The organism is Paenibacillus sp. 1001270B_150601_E10, assembly GCF_015558675.1.
Taxonomy (GTDB): domain Bacteria; phylum Bacillota; class Bacilli; order Paenibacillales; family Paenibacillaceae; genus Paenibacillus_B.
Genome location: NZ_JADMOL010000002.1, coordinates 581,409 through 599,026 on the forward strand (window position 1 = coordinate 581,409; position 17,618 = coordinate 599,026).

At 49.5% G+C, this 17,618-nt stretch carries 12 protein-coding genes and 1 pseudogene (1 of these 13 only partly in view); 12 read left to right on the plus strand and 1 reads right to left on the minus strand.

Going from position 1 to position 17,618, the window contains the following annotated elements; genetic code table 11:
* Positions 1 to 5: 5 nt before the first annotated feature.
* The gene (locus I2H74_RS07600; protein WP_195572949.1) at positions 6 to 1,955 is read left to right on the plus strand and encodes a GTP-binding protein; all 1,950 of its coding nucleotides are present in this window, start codon (positions 6 to 8) and stop codon (positions 1,953 to 1,955) included.
* A gap of 214 nt (positions 1,956 to 2,169) precedes the next feature.
* Here the strand turns inward: I2H74_RS07600 and I2H74_RS07605 are convergent, their stop codons facing one another.
* The gene (locus I2H74_RS07605) at positions 2,170 to 3,930 is read right to left on the minus strand and encodes an Rqc2 family fibronectin-binding protein (RefSeq protein WP_195572950.1); all 1,761 of its coding nucleotides are present in this window, start codon (positions 3,928 to 3,930) and stop codon (positions 2,170 to 2,172) included.
* Positions 3,931 to 4,168: 238 nt separating this feature from the next.
* Between I2H74_RS07605 and I2H74_RS07610 the strand changes: the two genes are divergently transcribed.
* The 11 genes and pseudogenes from I2H74_RS07610 to fmt form a co-directional block, all read left to right on the plus strand.
* A complete protein-coding gene (locus I2H74_RS07610) occupies positions 4,169 to 6,967 on the plus strand; it encodes a calcium-translocating P-type ATPase, SERCA-type (RefSeq protein ID WP_195572952.1) in 2,799 nt (932 codons plus the stop codon).
* Positions 6,968 to 7,136: 169 nt separating this feature from the next.
* A complete protein-coding gene (gene dapF / locus I2H74_RS07615; RefSeq protein ID WP_195572955.1) occupies positions 7,137 to 7,973 on the plus strand; it encodes a diaminopimelate epimerase in 837 nt (278 codons plus the stop codon).
* A gap of 355 nt (positions 7,974 to 8,328) precedes the next feature.
* Entirely contained in the window at positions 8,329 to 10,281 is a 1,953-nt protein-coding gene (locus tag I2H74_RS07620) for a bifunctional homocysteine S-methyltransferase/methylenetetrahydrofolate reductase (RefSeq protein WP_229106444.1), read from the plus strand.
* Between the two features lie 32 nt (positions 10,282 to 10,313).
* Positions 10,314 to 11,198, plus strand: coding sequence for a YicC/YloC family endoribonuclease (locus tag I2H74_RS07625; RefSeq protein ID WP_195572957.1), 885 nt, complete (start codon positions 10,314 to 10,316; stop codon positions 11,196 to 11,198).
* A gap of 24 nt (positions 11,199 to 11,222) precedes the next feature.
* Positions 11,223 to 11,483, plus strand: a complete 261-nt coding sequence (gene remA, locus I2H74_RS07630) for an extracellular matrix/biofilm regulator RemA (RefSeq protein WP_005548256.1) — start codon at positions 11,223 to 11,225, stop codon at positions 11,481 to 11,483.
* A gap of 66 nt (positions 11,484 to 11,549) precedes the next feature.
* Entirely contained in the window at positions 11,550 to 12,116 is a 567-nt protein-coding gene (gene gmk, locus I2H74_RS07635) for a guanylate kinase (protein ID WP_195572958.1), read from the plus strand.
* Positions 12,117 to 12,195: 79 nt separating this feature from the next.
* Positions 12,196 to 12,426 carry a DNA-directed RNA polymerase subunit omega gene (gene rpoZ, locus I2H74_RS07640; protein ID WP_195573442.1) on the plus strand — a complete coding sequence of 77 codons (231 nt, stop codon included), beginning with the start codon at positions 12,196 to 12,198 and terminating at the stop codon, positions 12,424 to 12,426.
* Positions 12,427 to 12,693: 267 nt separating this feature from the next.
* Positions 12,694 to 13,968, plus strand: a complete 1,275-nt coding sequence (gene coaBC, locus I2H74_RS07645; RefSeq protein WP_195572961.1) for a bifunctional phosphopantothenoylcysteine decarboxylase/phosphopantothenate--cysteine ligase CoaBC — start codon at positions 12,694 to 12,696, stop codon at positions 13,966 to 13,968.
* A gap of 25 nt (positions 13,969 to 13,993) precedes the next feature.
* Entirely contained in the window at positions 13,994 to 16,669 is a 2,676-nt protein-coding gene (gene priA / locus I2H74_RS07650; protein WP_195573444.1) for a primosomal protein N', read from the plus strand.
* A 66-nt stretch (positions 16,670 to 16,735) separates the two neighbouring features.
* Entirely contained in the window at positions 16,736 to 17,212 is a 477-nt protein-coding gene (def, locus tag I2H74_RS07655; protein WP_195572963.1) for a peptide deformylase, read from the plus strand.
* A 2-nt stretch (positions 17,213 to 17,214) separates the two neighbouring features.
* Positions 17,215 to 17,618, plus strand: a pseudogene (fmt, locus tag I2H74_RS07660) (methionyl-tRNA formyltransferase) (it continues 545 nt past the right edge of the window).

The window sequence follows — 17,618 nt, forward strand, 5'->3', positions numbered from 1 at the left end:
TCACCATGATCAAAACGTTAGGACTCTTTGCGCATGTGGATGCCGGCAAGACCACATTTGCAGAGCAACTGTTATATATGACCCGCACGATAGCTGAGCCAGGCAGGGTGGACCATCGGAGTGCATTTTTAGATAGTCATGAGATTGAACAGGAGCGCGGCATTACGGTGTTTGCAGACCAAGCCGTGTTTACTTATAAGGAGAATACTTATCACCTTATTGATACTCCCGGTCACGTAGACTTTTCTTCTGAGATGGAGCGCTCTATTCAGATCATGGATGCTGCAATTATTATCGTCAGTGCGGTTGAGGGCGTAGAAGGCCATACGGAGACGGTATGGCAGCTTTTGAAGAAGCAGGAGGTTCCGGTCTTTTTCTTCGTCAATAAGACAGATCGAACGGGAGCGAATCTGGATGAGGTTTTAATGCAAATCAGGAGCTTGTTTTCAACGGATGTCTTCCTGCTTCCCGCCTCTTGGGAGGTTCACGATTGGAGCACTGAACAGATGGAATTCGCTGCGGAACGAGATACGCTGCTGCTCGAGACCTATCTTGAATATGGGTTCGACGCGTCACGCTGGCAGAAAGCCTTGTGCACGTTGGTCATGGAACGGAGAATATTCCCGCTTGGGAGCGGCTCAGCTCTTCAGCATACCGGCATCGAGCAATTCTTCGCTATGCTGGATGGATTAACGAAGACTTCATATGACCCGGCCGAACCCTTTTCGGCACAGGTGTATAAGATTCGTTACGATGCTGTGGGCACAAGAATGACTTTCTTGAAGGTGTTAAGCGGGAGCTTGCAGATGAGAGAAACAATCAGCTATAGGCGTGATGATAGAGAATATACGGAAAAAGTAACGCAAATTCGTTCTATCAACGGAAAACAAGTTAAGCAGAAGGATCACGTATCGGCAGGCGAGCTGTGTGCGGTCACGGGATTAACACTGGCTGCGTCCGGTCAGGGTGTTGGCGCGCTTTCTAGACAAACAACCGCAGAGCTTGTTCCAGCACTGAAATCCAAGGTGATTCTAGAGCCTGCGGTTCATCCCAAGGATGCTCTGAAATATTTCAGAATGTTGGATGATGAAGATCCATCTCTTCGTGTAAGCTGGGAAGAACGTACGCAGGACATTCACCTCCAGGTGATGGGAGTTATCCAGCTGGAGGTGCTGGAGCGGATTGTGCTAGAACGCTTCCAGCTGAAGATCCGCTTTGGCGAGCCGCAGATTCTATATAAGGAAACGATAGGGAACGCTGTGGTTGGCTGTGGGCACTTTGAGCCCTTGAAGCACTATGCAGAAGTTCATTTGCGGCTAGAGCCAGGCCCGCGAGATAGTGGAATCACTTTTCGTAATGAATGTCATCCAGATGTGCTTTCGGTTAATTATCAGCATCTCGTTGAGCAGCATGTTCATGAACGCGACCATCATGGCCTATTGACAGGAGCTCCAATAACGGATATTCAGATTACTCTCCTTAAGGGACGCGCGCATAACAAGCATACTCACGGCGGAGATTTTCGAGAGGCCACGTTCCGTGCGATACGGCAGGGGCTCGAACAGGCCAACAACATCCTGCTTGAACCGATCTATGATTATAAGATTAGGGTAGCGCTCGATCATATGGGCAGGGTGCTGTCGGATATCCAACAGGCACATGGAAGCTTTAATCCGCCTGAGATCGTGGGCGATAAGGTAACGTTAACGGGCAGGGTGCCAGTTGCAACCTTCATGAATTACAGCGTAGAGCTGGCCTCTTTTACACAGGGCAAAGGAATGCTCAATCTGGTGCTTGGGGGCTATGAGCCATGTTATCAATCCATACAGGTTATAGAAGCGATAGGGTATAACAAGCAAGCAGATCCTGAATATTCATCCTATTCTATTTTTTGTGCGAAAGGACAAGGGTATGAGGTTTCATGGGAACAGGCAGCTAATCATATGCACATATAATTTGTATGATTCGTTTATCGTGAAAAAGGGTCATATTTTCGAATGAGAAGAAGCAGCTCCTTAAAAGGGGAACTGCTTCTTTTGTGTTGGATTTGTACGTACATTGGGAAAAATTATCGCGAATGAATTGTAAAAAACAGCATCCGGAAATTGAAATGGGATGCTGCTTTCCTATTTAGATAAGATATAGCGAAGCACAGCTGCTGTGCAGAGATTAGCCGCCCTGCTTCATCTCAAACCCCAGCGAGCCGATTCGTGCTTCCACTGGCGTAATGTACAACGTCTTTTGTCGATCATAGATGACAAAGCCAGGCTTTGCGCCGTTCGGCTTGCGTACATAGCGAATGAGGGTATAATCGACAGGCACCTGGCTCGAATGCTTCGCTTGGCTGAAGTAGGCAGCAAGCTGCGCTGCTTCTTCCAAGGTAGCATCTCCGTATTCCTCACTGCGAATGACTACGTGCGAGCCGGGAATATCCTTTGTATGGAGCCAGGTATCATTTGGCTTCGCGAGACGATTGGTAAGGTATTCGTTCTGGATATTGTTTTTCCCGACATAGATCGGTATGCCTTCGGAAGAGGTGTATAGGTACAGGGTAGGACGGCTGTCCTTTTTCTTGCGTTTCTGCTTGCGCCCTCGGTCGCGAAGCAGTCCCTGCTCGATTAATTCCTCGCGTATTTCCTGCGCATCCTGCATATTTGCGTCAGACAGCTGCTGAAGCAGAATGTCATAGTACGCATTCTCCTTCTGTGCTTCCTCCATCTGCTCCGTTACGACCTGCATGCTGTTTTTCAACTTGTTGTATTTCTTAAAATAACGCTGTGCGTTCTCTGACGGCTCAAGCAGCGGGTCGAGTGAAATGCTCAGCATTCCCATGTTCTCGTCATAGAAGTTCTCAAGCTCTATAGACGTATCGCCCCGCTTTATCTGGTATAGATTGGCAAACAGCAGCTCGCCCATCACACGGTGCTTGTCCGCATCCTTCGCTTCTTGAATCGTTTCTTCAAGTTTATCAAGCTTCTTTAGATTTTTCTTTTTCTCCTGCTCAAGGAAGCGTGTTAGATCCCCGACACGCTGCTTGACCATATCACGCTCGGCCTTATTGCCATAGAAAGCTTCCATGCAATCGCTAGCGCTGTCATATATCGTTCTATCCCCAGACAGGTGTGTGAGTGGAAGGACAGAGAAATAACTTCTTCCATGATCCGCTTCCACAATATTCGGCTGATAGTGATTTGCTTGAATGGGCTCCATCATCTGCTTATAAGCAGACCATGCACGATTCAGCCAATCGGAGTCCTCTTGCTGTCCAATTCGGTAAACCCATTCCTTTGCTAAGAGCGGACTTACGCCAGATAGCTGCTGCACAAGCCACTTGGCAGTCGCATCCGGATGCTCCTCGTCGAGCTCAGCCTCATGAGAGAGAAGCTGCTTGAATTCTTCCTCGTTCATATCAAGCGGGTTTGTCTTTAGCTGCTCAGGAGGAGTGGTATACGAGAAGCCCGGCATGACGATGCGGTAGCTGCTGATAGCGGGAGTGATATGATGAATGCCGTCAACGATTTGCCCCGTCGCAGGATCTGTAAGAATGATATTGCTGTGGCGTCCCATTAGCTCGATAATGAGCCGTTTCACCGATTCATCTCCAAGCTCATCGCGCTTTCGAATATACAAGTGAATGATGCGCTCCATGCCCACCTGCTCAACACGTTCAATGATGCCGCCTTCGCAATATTTGCGCATGAGCATGCAGAACATCGGCGGCTCAGGCGGGTTCACAAATACCTGATCGCTAAAGTGCACGCGCGGATAAGTTGGATTTGCCGAGACGAGCAGCTTCTTGTTTGCTCCTGCAAGGCGCATATGCAGAACCAGATCATGCTCAGTCGGTTGGTGGATTTTATGAATACGAGCTGTTTCGGTCTGTTTGAGCTGATGGACCAGCGCTCTTGTTACGATTCCGTCTAGTGACATAATGAAGATCTCCTATTTCAATGATGACTTCCTCTCTATGATGCCATATTTTTGTCCAAAACTTAAGAGCAGAGTATTGATAACATTGGGATATTTTTAACCTTGTCCGAATAGATTTAGCCTAGAGGCTGTTCGAGGGGCCGATGAAGGTGTCGGACAAGGAGGTTTAAGGGTTCGGACGTCGACAATCAGCAAAGCCTTGGATGGAGTAGCGATCAGGAGGAAAGGAGTACGTGCAATGGGACAAAAAATGTGGCACCAGCTGACTAGTGAAGAGCTGCTTAAGAAGCTGGATGTGCAAAAAGAGCTAGGGCTTACCACAGATGAAGCATCCAAGCGAAGAGAGCAATACGGGAAAAACGAGCTCTCGGAAGGGAAGAAAATATCGCCTCTTGCCTTATTTCTAAACCAATTTAAAGATTTTATGGTGCTCGTTCTGGCGGGGGCTACGCTCGTGTCCGGTATTCTAGGCGAATACTTAGATGCGATAACGATTATTGCCATTATCTTGCTGAATGGTATTCTTGGCTTCGTTCAGGAATTTCGAGCAGAGCGCTCTTTGCGTGCGCTTAAGGAATTGTCTGCACCGATGGCGAAGGTGGTACGATCAGGGCGAGTTGAGCATATATCGGCAAGTGAGCTTGTGCCAGGGGATATTGTGCTTCTTGAAAGCGGAGATCGTATCCCGGCTGATCTTCGGTGGCTGGAAACGAACAGCTGCTATGTTGAGGAATCGGCTCTTACTGGTGAATCCGTTGCCGTAAGCAAGCATGCACAAATGATTGCTGAGGATGACATTCCGTTAGGCGATATGCGCAACTTTGGCTTTATGGGGACGATGATGTCTCGCGGAACGGGCAAGGGCGTTATCATTCGGACGGGCATGGATACAGAAATGGGCAAGATTGCGCATCTGATTCAGAGCACGGAGGAGATGGAGACGCCGCTTCAGCATCGCCTGGAGCAGCTTGGCAAGATACTCATTGTGGTTGCATTGGGATTGACGGTTATGGTTGTAGTGGCAGGTATTCTGCATGGACAGCCAGCCTTAGGCATGTTCCTTGCGGGGGTTAGTCTCGCTGTTGCTGCAATACCAGAGGGGCTGCCAGCCATCGTTACAATAGCGCTGGCATTAGGCGTGCAGCGCATGATAAAGCGAAAAGCGATTGTAAGGAAGCTTCCTTCGGTCGAAACGCTAGGCTGTGCCTCCGTCATCTGCTCGGACAAGACCGGCACGCTTACTCAAAATAAAATGACCGTTACGCATTTGTGGCTTGGCGAGCAAGGACTTCATGTGAGCGGCGAGGGCTACGAGCCGGAAGGAGAGATTACCGACCGTGGAAGAGCCGTGGATATGAAGCAGAATCAATCGCTCCGGCGCCTGCTTCAAATCAGTGCATTATGCAACAATGCGCTGCTGCTGGAGAACGATGACGAGACTGAAGCGGACGGCAAATCTTCAAAGAAGAAAGCAAGTGATAAGCGCCTCAGCTGGGATATCAAGGGGGATTCCACAGAAGGGGCACTGCTCGTGCTTTCTGCCAAGATGGGGATCACGCCTAGCAGCCTAAGCACGCTTTATAAACGGGAAAGCGAGCTTCCCTTTGATTCGGATCGAAAAAGGATGTCCGTCATTGTGTCACATCAGGGCGGGAGAATGATCATGACGAAGGGAGCGCCGGATGTACTTCTGGAACGCTGTGCATACGTGCTGTGGGAGGGCCATGTCGTACCGCTTACAGCGACGCTGAAGCAAAAGGTGAAGGCCGCCAATGAGCACATGGCGAAGCAGGCACTCCGGGTTCTCGGCTTTGCTTATAAGGATTTGAAAGAGAAGGATAATCTTACGGACGAGCAAGCATTGGAGACGCAGCTGATCTTCGTCGGCTTGACGGGGATGATTGATCCGCCGCGTCGCGAAGTGCGCGATGCCATTCATCAATGCCGTCGTGCAGGCATCAAGACGGTTATGATCACGGGCGATCACCAGCTTACGGCAGAGGCCATTGCTTCCCAGCTTGGCATTCTCCCAAGAGACGGCATGTCGGTAAGCGGAGCAAAGCTCTCGCAGCTTAGCGATGACGAACTGGACAAGATTGTAGACCAAGTATATGTTTATGCGCGTGTGTCCCCTGAGCACAAACTTCGGATCGTAAAGTCTTTGCAGCGTAAAGGACATGTCGTTGCCATGACAGGCGATGGCGTGAACGATGCGCCAGCGATTAAGGCTGCCGACATCGGGATTGCGATGGGAATAACGGGAACGGATGTCTCGAAGGAAGCATCTGCGCTTATTCTTAGCGATGATAACTTTGCGACGATTGTATCTGCGATAGAAGAAGGACGGGGCATTTACGAAAATATTCGCAAGTTTATCCGGTATTTGCTTGCATCGAACGTGGGCGAGATTCTCGTCATGTTCTTTGCGATGATGCTCGGGCTTCCGCTTCCGCTCTTGCCTATTCAGATTCTGTGGGTAAACTTGGTTACGGATGGCCTGCCTGCGATGGCTTTAGGCGTGGATCAAGCGGAAAAGGATCTGATGGAGCATCGTCCGCGCTCAGCAAAGGAAAATATTTTTGCAAGACGGCTTGGCTGGAAGATTATTAGCCGAGGCATACTGATCGGTCTATGCACCCTTGCTGCCTTCTGGCTCACGTATAGCGTGAACCCTGACAGCCCTGAACAGCTGACGCAGGCACAGACGGTTGCTTTTGCTACACTGGTCATGGCTCAACTGATCCATGTGTTTGACTGCCGCAGCTCAAGATCCATCTTCCACCGCAACATTTTTCAGAACCGCTACTTGGTGCTAGCGGTCTTGTCATCCGTGATTCTCTTGCTTGCCGTGCTTTACATTGAGCCGCTGCAGCCGGTCTTCAAGACCGTACCGCTTGGGCTTCGGGATTGGGCCATTACCTTCGTTATGGCAGGTATCCCGACGTTCCTGATGGGCATTGGCTCCGTCATGTCAGGGAACAAGCCAAAACATAAGCGCAATGCGAAGATGTATCCACCTACTCGACGTGCGGCATAAGGACATATTTAACTGAAATCAGGCTCAGGGAATATTCATATAAATGCAAATCTTCTTGCAGTTCCTGAATACCCATTGTTGTCCGTATCGTGTATCCTAACCTTAGAAATCGGTGCTTAATCTCCAGGGGCCTTAACAGGTACTGGTTCTAAGAGAAGGAGTGGCTAACATGGAATTTACGAAGATGAACGGACTGGGCAATGATTTTGTAGTAATCTACGGTGAAAAGTCGCTCCCTGAGCATGTGTCCGAGCTTGCGGTTCAAGCTTGTAATCGGTATTTCGGAATCGGTGCAGACGGATTCGTATATATTTTGCCATCGGAACGCGCAGATTTCATGATGCGCATTATTAACTCTGACGGCACGGAAGCTGAGCAGTGCGGAAATGCCATTCGCTGCGTAGCGAAGTATATTGCCGATCATGGGCACAAAGACGGCGACGAGCTGACGATTGAGACGCTTGGCGCTGGTGTACAGCGTGTCCAGTTGCATAGAGAGAACGGAATCGTGAAGTCCGTTCGTGTAGATATGGGAGCGCCGGTGCTGGAAGGATTGAAAGTGCCAACAACGGTGGATCAGAACCCTATTATCCAGCACCCAGTCGAAGTCGATGGCACGACCTTCTATTTTACGGCGGTTTCCATGGGGAACCCGCACGCGGTTATCTACGTCGATGATGCAGTGACCTTCGATCTCAACACGTGGGGCCCTAAGCTTGAGGTGCATCCGCTCTTCCCACGCAAGATCAATGTCGAGTTTGCGACGGTCAACAATAAGAATCAAGTCGACATGAGAGTGTGGGAACGCGGGGCAGGTCCGACGCTTGCCTGTGGAACGGGAGCTTGTGCAACGCTCGTATCCAGCGTGCTGAACGAGAAGACAGATCGCCGTGCAACCATCTCTCTTGCTGGCGGGGACTTGTTTATTGAGTGGGATGTTACGGACAATCATGTGTACATGACAGGTCCTGCAGAGTTCGTTTTTACTGGACAATGGTTGAAGTAGCCTGCATGCCAAAAGGTCATCTGAATGATGGCCTTTCAACGTTTAGGAACTGCATTTAAAATAAGTTTATATACCTATAGAAAAATTTTCTTGATTACTTGCGCCATTTTGCTCCAAATCAAGTTATAATCTCACATAAGGAAGAAAAGCGTGACGCCCCGCTTGGGGCGTCTTTTGTTCAATATAAGAATATCTAGGAATCTCGTCTATCTTTAGCAGATGTGAAGAAAATGGATATTTCTATAGGAATCTATTTATTATTAGAGACTAGTTCATTGACTGTTGCGGCGAGAGAGGTTGAATCGTATAACGTAATAGCGACTTCAATGACAAGGAGTGCAGGAGGCTGACTGTGATGAGTAAAGGGGTACTATCGCTAAGGGAAGCGATGAAGCAGGGGGTAATTGTTGGCGATGGTGCAATGGGCACCTATTTGTACGAGTTGGGATTTCCAGTTGGGATATCCTATGAAGATCTGAATCTAACAGATCCTGATACGATTCGCAATATCCATCGTGAGTATGTAGCGGCTGGAGCGAAGCTCATTGAAACCAATACATTCACAGCCAATCGAGAGAAGCTGATCCGCCATGGGCTTGAAGGCAAGGTAACAGAGATTAACCGTGCAGGTGTAAAGCTGGCTCGAGAAGCTGCTGAGGGAAAGGCATTTGTCGTGGGGGCCCTCGGTTCTATTCGTGCGGGCAAGCGTGAAAATATTCATACCTCTCAGGTTGCAAGAGATTATGAGGAGCAGTTGTCCGCCTTGCTGGAAGAAGGCATAGACGGTCTTATGTTCGAAACGTTCTATGATCTTGAGGAAATGAGACTTGCCCTTCATATTGCAAGAAGACTTGATCAGCAGGTGCCGATCATCTGTCAGTTTGCAGTGGAGGATTCCGACCGTACGAAGGACGGTGTTCGTCTTACGGAGAGCTTCCGCATCCTTCATCTAGAAGGCGCAGATGTCGTTGGGCTCAACTGCCGCATGGGTCCAAATGGATTGCTTCGCGCGATGGAGCAGGTCGACGGCCGTGAGCGCTTCCCATTGTCTGCGTTCCCGAATGCGGGGATGCCGGATTATGTGGATGGCCGTTATAACTTTGTGGCCTCGGCTGACTATATGGCTGACAGCGCTGTTCGTTTTGCGAAGCTAGGTGCTAGAATCGTAGGCGGATGCTGCGGGACGACGCCGCATCATATTCGCGTGATGGCGGAGGCTATCGCGAATCTTGATCCGACCGAGCTTCCTTTGGTACCAGAGATAGAGGCTCCTATTTATATCGGAACGGAGAGCTATGCTCCACTCAAGGTTGTTGATGGAGTCGATGTTGAACTCGAAATAAATGAAGCAGCTGAAAACAGCTGGTCAAGCTATGATGATAATCGTCAAGAAAACATTATAGATCTTGTTAAGCGCCGGCATACTGTTATTGTAGAGCTTGATCCTCCTCGCGATTTGGATATTCAAAAGTTTATGGAAGGGGCGAGAGCGCTGAAAAAGTGCGGCGCGGATGCTCTTACTCTTGCTGACAACTCGATGGCTGTTACACGTATGAGCAATATGGCACTTGGACATCTTGTTCATGAAGAGACAGGTATTCGACCATTGATTCATATTGCTTGTCGCGACCGCAATCTGTTAGGAACCCAATCTCATATGATGGGGCTTGACGCGCTTGGCATTGACCATGTGCTTGCCGTGACCGGCGATCCGGCGCGCTTTGGCGACCTGCCGGACTCCAGCTCGGTCTATGATTTGACTTCCTTTGAAATTATCCGGATGATTAAGCAGCTTAATCGCGGAATGGCGTTCTCAGGCAAGCCGCTCAAGCAGCGTGCAAAGTTTGTCGTTGGCGCTGCCTTCAACCCAAATGTGAAGTATCTCGAGAAGGCAGTCGAGCGTTTATATCGCAAAGTTGAGGCAGGTGCGGACTATATCATGACACAGCCTGTCTATGATCCAACCTTGATCGAGCGCATGGCGGAACTCACTCGCGACATTCCAATTCCAATCTTCGTCGGCATCATGCCGCTGGCGAGCGAGCGCAATGCAGAGTACCTGCATAATGAGGTGCCAGGCATTCAGCTCTCTAATGAAGTAAGAGCCCGCATGAAGGGGCTTGAGGGAGAAGCTGGCCGCAAAGAAGGCGTAGAGATCGGAAAAGAGCTCTTAGAGACGGCTATGAAGCATTTTAATGGAATCTATCTCATTACTCCATTCATGTTCTATCAGATGACAGCAGAACTGACATCGCATGTATGGGAAAAAGCGGAACGCAAGCACGACCCCTTGTTTCGGCTAACATAATCAATTAAAATAGGGTAATGGATGTGGTTCCCATGGTATTTAGCATGACCGGTTACGGTCAATCCGCGAAGGAAATTGGCGGATACAAGATTAGTATTGAGATGAAATCCGTAAACCATCGCTATAGCGAGATTGTGCTCCGTCTTCCTAGAGAATGGGCCAATCTTGAAGATCGCCTGCGTCGGATTGTGCAGCGTCACATCCGACGTGGTCGTGTCGATGTGTTTATTAACAAAGAACATGTTGGTGAAACTGCAAGTGCGGTTGATGTGAACATGCAAGTGGTAGATGCTTACATGCAAGCAGCGAATCAGTTGAGCCAGAAGTACGGCTTGTCCGGTAATTTGGAATTAATGGATATTCTTCGTTTGCCGGACGTAGTGACCGTTAGTGAGAAGACAACATGGTCGGAAGAGCAGCTCATCACCTGCTTGGAAGATGGACTGACTGAAGCCTTGGAAGGATTGTGTCAGATGCGCATCGCTGAAGGTGCTCATCTGGCGCAGGATACGAAGGAACGTATAGCTCGTCTGGAAGTCATTCATGGAGAACTCGTAGAATGGGCCCCGGTTGTTGTAACGGACTATCGTGCTAAGCTTAAGCAGCGGCTTGAACAGCTGTCAGAGCAGCATCTTACCTTTGATGATACGAAGTTTGGCATGGAAATTGCCTTATTTGCCGAGCGTTGTAACATTGATGAAGAGCTAACGCGGCTCTACAGTCATTTTCAGCAGTTCAAAAAGCTGCTTGAGAGCGAGGAGCCTATTGGCCGCAAACTCGATTTTCTCATTCAGGAAATGAATAGAGAGACGAATACGATTGGCTCAAAGGCGAATCATCTTGAGATCGTGAACCGTGTCGTTGAGATGAAGGCTGAGCTTGAGAAGATTCGTGAGCAGATCGCAAACATGGAGTAGCGACATTTAAGAGGAGGTCCAAGAATGGCGATTAAATTGATTAATATCGGTTTTGGGAACATCGTGTCTGCAAACCGAATTATTTCGATTGTGAGCCCCGAGTCGGCTCCGATCAAGAGGATTATTCAAGAGGCTCGTGATCGTCACATGTTAATTGATGCAACCTATGGCCGCCGTACGCGCGCTGTAATCATCACTGACAGTGACCATGTCATTTTATCTGCGGTGCAACCAGAAACCGTAGCTCATCGTCTATCCACGAAGGACGACGACAACGACGAATAATACTGCTTGTTTAGTAAGTTTTTGCTACATAAACTTGTTAAGCAACCTCTGAAAATGGAGAGAATCATGAAAAAGGGTTTGTTATTTGTACTGTCCGGTCCTTCTGGCGTAGGGAAGGGTACGGTTTGCAAGGCACTTCAAAAGAAAACGACGAACTTGACCTATTCCGTCTCGGTCACAACCAGACAGCCAAGACTTGGCGAGGTTGATGGCGTGAACTATTTCTTTCGATCAAGAGAGCAATTTCTTGATATGATCGAGAACGACGAGCTTCTGGAGTATGCGGAATATGTCGGCAACTATTACGGCACACCGCGCGAATTCGTTGAGAAGACACTTGCGGAAGGCAAGGATATTCTGCTTGAGATCGAGGTTCAAGGTGCGCTGATGGTGAAGGAGAAGTTCCCAGAAGGCATCTTTATCTTCTTGATGCCGCCCTCGCTCGAGGAGCTCAAGGACCGTATCCGCGGGCGCGGTACGGAGAATGATTCGGTTATCGACCATCGCATGAATGTTGCGGTGGAGGAGATCGCTCTTATGGAGCATTATGACTATGCGGTAGTCAATGATGAGATTGATCTTGCGTGCAAACGTATAGAAAGCATCATTATGGCCGAACATTGTAAAATTTAGATCTTATATCTTCTGACGAAAAGGCGCACATAAACAGTGTGCCTTCTGACAGTTAAATAAGAGAATAGGGGTGCAGAATATGCTATATCCATCTATTGATGAATTGGTGAATAAGGTAGAAAGCAAGTACTCTCTTGTTGTTGCGGCTTCCCGTCGCGCGCGCGAGCTTCGTGAAGGAGACCGCACACAGCTGCTTCAGCCGAAATCTCACAAGTATGTCGGCATGGCGCTTGAAGAGATTTACAATGATTATATTGATGTGGAATCTTCTGAGCAGGCGGAGCCTTCCGAAGAGGAGACGGTACAGTAATAACGGCACGATAGCTGCCGTGTGATGCTAGAGCATCGCGTATTGAATCTGCGTATTCAGTAGGCGATACTCTCGCATTAAAGCCATAAAAGCCTGATTTCATGGAGCGAAGTAACAGCCGCAAGGTTGTTACTTTTTTTGCGAGATGAGAAGACAACGCAACCTCTTTTTTAGATATCCTTATTTTACAGGATTAGCGGTTGTTGAGCGTAACATGCGATCCTTACTCATCAACCGTTGATCAACTGGAGGAAAGGGTGATAGCAAATGTTATATGGCAAGACGATTGTGGTAGGAATTACAGGGGGAATTGCAGCCTATAAAGCGGCAACCTTGTGCAGCAAGCTGAAGCAAGCGGGTGCTCACGTGCATGTCATTATGACCAAGAGCGCAACGGAGTTCATCACGGAGTTGACGCTGCAGACGCTGACCCGCAACCTTGTGTATACCGATACCTTTGATGAGCGCGATGCCTCAGTGGTTTCCCATATAGATCTGGCAGATAAGGCCGATTTGTTTGTCATTGCGCCGGCAACAGCGAATATTATTGCGAAAATGACCTATGGTCTTGCGGATGATATGCTGTCCACGACCCTGCTTGCTACAACAGCACCGATTATGGTTGCGCCAGCGATGAATGTGCATATGTATGCTCATCCCACCGTTCAGCACAATATGAAGATGCTTATCGAACGAGGCATTATGATGATTGAGCCGGATGAAGGCATGCTTGCCTGTGGATATACCGGTAAAGGCAGATTGGCAGAGCCTGAGTATATTGTGGCTCAGATCGAGGCTTTCTTTGCGCAGGGTGGCGAGAATACCCATTTGGGTCAAGCTATGCCCGCATTCCCAATAGAGACAATGCAGTCTTCGCAGCTTCGAGGGAAGTCCGTGATGGTCACAGCAGGTGGAACCGTGGAACGCATCGATCCTGTACGTTATATTACGAATGATTCCTCTGGAAAAATGGGCTTTGCGATAGCCGCTGCCGCGCGTGATATGGGCGCCAAGGTTACGCTTATTGCAGGTCAAACGCAAGTGGAGCCCCCGGCAGGCGTAGAGGTTATTCACGTTGAATCTACGCAGGACATGTATGACGCCGTCATGTCTCGCTATGAGGGCGTGGATATCATCGTTAAAGCCGCAGCTGTATCGGATTACCGGCCTGCGGTGCGAGCGGAGCAGAAGATCAAGAAGCATTCGGATCGTATGACAATTGAACTTGTGAAGAATCCAGATATTTTGCAAGAGCTTGGGGAGAAAAAGAAAGGTCAGCTCCTCATTGGCTTCGCAGCGGAAACGCATGATGTGGCACAGTTCGCACAGGACAAGCTTCGCCGCAAAAATTGCGATCTGCTCGTGGCGAACGACGTCTCTCGCGATGATGCGGGATTTGGCTCCAATAATAATGAAGTACAAATTTATGACGCTCAAGGCTTAGTCGAGAGTATTTCTCTATCTTCGAAAAATGTGATTGCGGCTAGAATTATGGAAATTGCGAGTGAGCGGCTTCTGCTAGAGGTGGATGAGCTTGAATAAGGAAGGGTTCCGATCAAGCGATCAAATGACGCTCTTTGAAGAGGCGCCAGCAGGGCTCTTGGTTGCGCGTGTTATTGTTGATGTACCGAGCAAGGATACCAATCGCCCCTTTGATTATCTTGTGCCTGAATCGATGCAGGCTTGGATTGAGATAGGAAGCCGTGTCAGCGTCCCCTTCGGCCCTCGTACGCTGCAGGGCTTTGTCGTTGAGCTTGTGAATCGGACGGAGATCGAGAAGGGGAAGCTCAAAAAGGTGCAGCAGCTGCTTGATGTGGTGCCCCCGCTTCCGTCGGATCTCGTCTCTTTGGCTTCATGGATGAGCCAGCGTTATGTGTGCACATATACGTCCTGCTTGCAGGTCATGATTCCAAGTGCGCTCAAAGGGAAAAGCGAGAAAGCGGTTCGCCTTGGGGCCGAAGCTGAGGAATACTTAAGCAAAACGCCTGTTGATGCTTGGGATGAGGAGAAGCCTGACGATGAGCTTAAAGAGTCTGTAACAGGCGAGCATCAGGTTAATACACTTCTTACAGGCGGAGAGGATCTGATCGGAGAAGAAACGATTATTGGCTCATTGCTGCGCCATAAGGCGGAAGAGCCATATACGCGACAAATATGGAGTTATGTAAAGCAGCATCAGCCGATTGCAACGAACAAGCTGCTGGAGCGATTCCCAGCGGCATCACGCATCATTAAGACATCGCTGCTTGCCGGATGGCTTGTGGAAACGGAGCGGATCAAAGACCGGATTGGGGTCAAAAAGCTGAAGCGGGTAACGCTTGCTGTCTCGCTTGAACAAGCGAACCAGCTGCTGACGACGCTTCGTGCCAAGCGTCAGCAGGAGACTATTGAGCAGCTGCTTCAATGCGACGGAGAAATGCCGCTTAAAGATCTAAACGCCTCAGCGGTTAAAGCATTAGCCGACAAAGGCTTCGTTGTTATAGATGAAGTGGAAGTCATGCGGGACCCTTACTCTGGTCGGAACTTCCGCCCTTCAGCACCGCTTCCTTTTACGACAGAGCAGCAGCAGGTTTATGATCAGCTGGAAGCGGCCATTGATAAGAATGAACCCAGCGCTTTTTTGCTTCATGGTGTGACAGGAAGCGGCAAGACAGAGGTCTACCTGCAATCCATCGATCACTGCTTGAAGCAGGGGAAGGAAGCGATCGTGCTTGTACCGGAAATCTCGCTAACTCCTCAGATGGTAGAGCGGTTTAAGAGCAGATTTGGCTCTAAGGTCGCCGTCATGCACAGCCGATTGTCTCAGGGCGAGCGTTATGATGAATGGCGCAAGATTCGAGAAGGCCGTGTTCAGGTAGCCATTGGAGCGCGCTCTGCCGTATTTGCCCCTTTCCAGCATATCGGGTTGATTATTATTGACGAGGAACACGAGACCTCCTATAAACAGGAGGAGACGCCTAAGTACCATGCACGAGATGTATCGATCGAACGGGCAAGGCTTCATCAAGCCGTCGTTGTCCTAGGCTCGGCTACTCCTTCCATTGAAACCTATTATGCAGCAAAGATCCGTCACGACGAGCCGCTTCCAAAAGGGCTTGAGCCGCCTCAGTATCCGCTAAAGATGCTGACGATGCTAGATCGCGTTGGAGGGCGGCCAATGCCTCCTGTTCACGTGGTTGACATGCGCGAGCAGCTTAAGCTTGGTAACCGCTCCATGTTCAGCGCTCCGCTTGAACAGGCGATTGAGGAACGGCTTGAGCGAGGAGAGCAGACGGTGCTGCTCTTGAACCGAAGAGGGTATTCCACCTTCGTCATGTGTAGAACGTGCGGATATGTTGCGCAATGTCCAGAGTGTGATATTTCTCTAACGTATCACATGAAGACAGAGCATCTGCGGTGCCACTATTGTGGCTATACCGAGCGGGCACCGTCCGTATGCCCGTCCTGTGAAAGCGAGCATATTCGCTTTTTCGGAACAGGCACGCAAAAGGTAGAAGAACAGCTGGCAAGACGCTTCCCAGGCATTCGGGTTATTCGCATGGATGTAGATACAACGACAGAGAAGGGTTCTCATGAGCGCATGCTGCAGCAGTTCCGTGAACGGAAAGCGGATGTGCTGCTCGGCACGCAGATGGTCGCAAAGGGTTTAGACTTTCCTTACGTTACGCTTGTCGGCGTCATTGCGGCTGATTCAGCCCTGCATATGCCGGACTTCCGGGCAGCGGAAAAGACCTTTCAGCTGCTGACACAGGTTGAAGGGCGTGCAGGCAGACATCATCTTCCTGGCGAGGTCATCGTTCAAACCTATGCACCGGAGCATTACTCGATCATCCATGCCTCGGGGCATGACTATACGAACTTTGCCTCTGATGAGCTGAGACATCGCCTAGCACAGATGGTGCCACCCTTTAGCCGGATTGCGCTGCTCACAATGACGCACGAGCAGCTGCCCCTATTGGTTCGTGCCGCAGAAAATGCTGCACTTCGAATCAAGGAGCTGGCCGAGCGAAAGGGCTATCTCCAGTCCTTGCATCATGCAACTGAGGCTGTCGATGTATTCGGCCCTGTTGCGTCGCCAATTCCTAGAATTAAAAACAAATACCGCTTTCAATGCGTCGTGAAATGCAGAGGCCCTATCGATCTATCTGCCCTTATGTCGGAAGTTATGTCTACACTTGAGCCGATGGCAAAAGAGCAGCATGTGCAATTTAGCGTCGATATTGATCCGCAAATGATGATGTAAGCAAGCGTTTTGGCATAAAATAGGTTTATAGACAACGAAACTAGTGGGATAGGAAGGTGTTTATACATGGCTATTCGAATTATTGTACAAGAGCCGGATCCGGTACTTCATGAGGTAGCAAAGCCTGTTACCAAGTTTAATGCAAATCTTCATAAGCTGCTCGATGATATGGCCGACACGATGTATCATGCAGAGGGCGTTGGCCTTGCTGCACCGCAAATCGGCATCTTGAAGCGTGTGATCGTTGTTGATGTAGGCGATGAGAATGGTCTTATCGAGATGGTGAACCCAGAGCTTGTGGAAACAGAGGGCGAACAGCTCGGGCCGGAAGGTTGCTTGAGTATTCCTGGGTTGAATGGCGATGTGCTTCGCCATCAAAAGATTCGTGTAAGAGGGCAGGACCGCTTCGGAGAGACTTGGGAAATGATCGCCGAGGACTTCCTGGCACGTGCTTTCCAGCATGAGATCGATCATCTGAATGGTGTGCTCTTCACTTCTATCGCGGAACGTGTATATGAGATTCAACGCCAAGACAAGGAGTAATCATGACCAAAATTGTATTTATGGGAACACCGCAGTTTGCTGTTCCCTCTTTGCAGATGCTAATAGATGAGGGCTATGAGGTCGTTGCTGTCGTCACACAGCCCGACCGTCCTGTTGGACGGAAGCGGGTCCTTACGCCAACGCCTGTCAAAGCCCTTGCTGAACAATACCACATTCCTGTATGGCAGCCCGAGAAACTTAGAACGTCGGAGACGGTGGCCGATATTCAAGCGGTGCAGCCTGACCTGATCATAACGGCGGCTTATGGACAGATTCTGCCGAAAAAGGTGCTCGATATTCCGCGTCTTGGCTGTATTAACGTGCACGGCTCACTGCTGCCTGCCTATCGCGGCGGGGCGCCGATCCAACGCTCGATTATGAACGGAGAGAAAGAAACCGGCGTAAC

Bases quoted from the DNA above. Each gene is read 5' to 3' on its own strand.
- I2H74_RS07600 (WP_195572949.1), top strand. From the start codon at position 6: ATGATCAAAACGTTAGGACTCTTTGCGCATGTGGATGCCGGCAAGACC.
- I2H74_RS07605 (WP_195572950.1), bottom strand. From the start codon at position 3,930: ATGTCACTAGACGGAATCGTAACAAGAGCGCTGGTCCATCAGCTCAAA.
- I2H74_RS07610 (WP_195572952.1), top strand. From the start codon at position 4,169: ATGGGACAAAAAATGTGGCACCAGCTGACTAGTGAAGAGCTGCTTAAG.
- dapF (WP_195572955.1), top strand. From the start codon at position 7,137: ATGGAATTTACGAAGATGAACGGACTGGGCAATGATTTTGTAGTAATC.
- I2H74_RS07620 (WP_229106444.1), top strand. From the start codon at position 8,329: ATGAGTAAAGGGGTACTATCGCTAAGGGAAGCGATGAAGCAGGGGGTA.
- I2H74_RS07625 (WP_195572957.1), top strand. From the start codon at position 10,314: ATGGTATTTAGCATGACCGGTTACGGTCAATCCGCGAAGGAAATTGGC.
- remA (WP_005548256.1), top strand. From the start codon at position 11,223: ATGGCGATTAAATTGATTAATATCGGTTTTGGGAACATCGTGTCTGCA.
- gmk (WP_195572958.1), top strand. From the start codon at position 11,550: ATGAAAAAGGGTTTGTTATTTGTACTGTCCGGTCCTTCTGGCGTAGGG.
- rpoZ (WP_195573442.1), top strand. From the start codon at position 12,196: ATGCTATATCCATCTATTGATGAATTGGTGAATAAGGTAGAAAGCAAG.
- coaBC (WP_195572961.1), top strand. From the start codon at position 12,694: ATGTTATATGGCAAGACGATTGTGGTAGGAATTACAGGGGGAATTGCA.
- priA (WP_195573444.1), top strand. From the start codon at position 13,994: ATGACGCTCTTTGAAGAGGCGCCAGCAGGGCTCTTGGTTGCGCGTGTT.
- def (WP_195572963.1), top strand. From the start codon at position 16,736: ATGGCTATTCGAATTATTGTACAAGAGCCGGATCCGGTACTTCATGAG.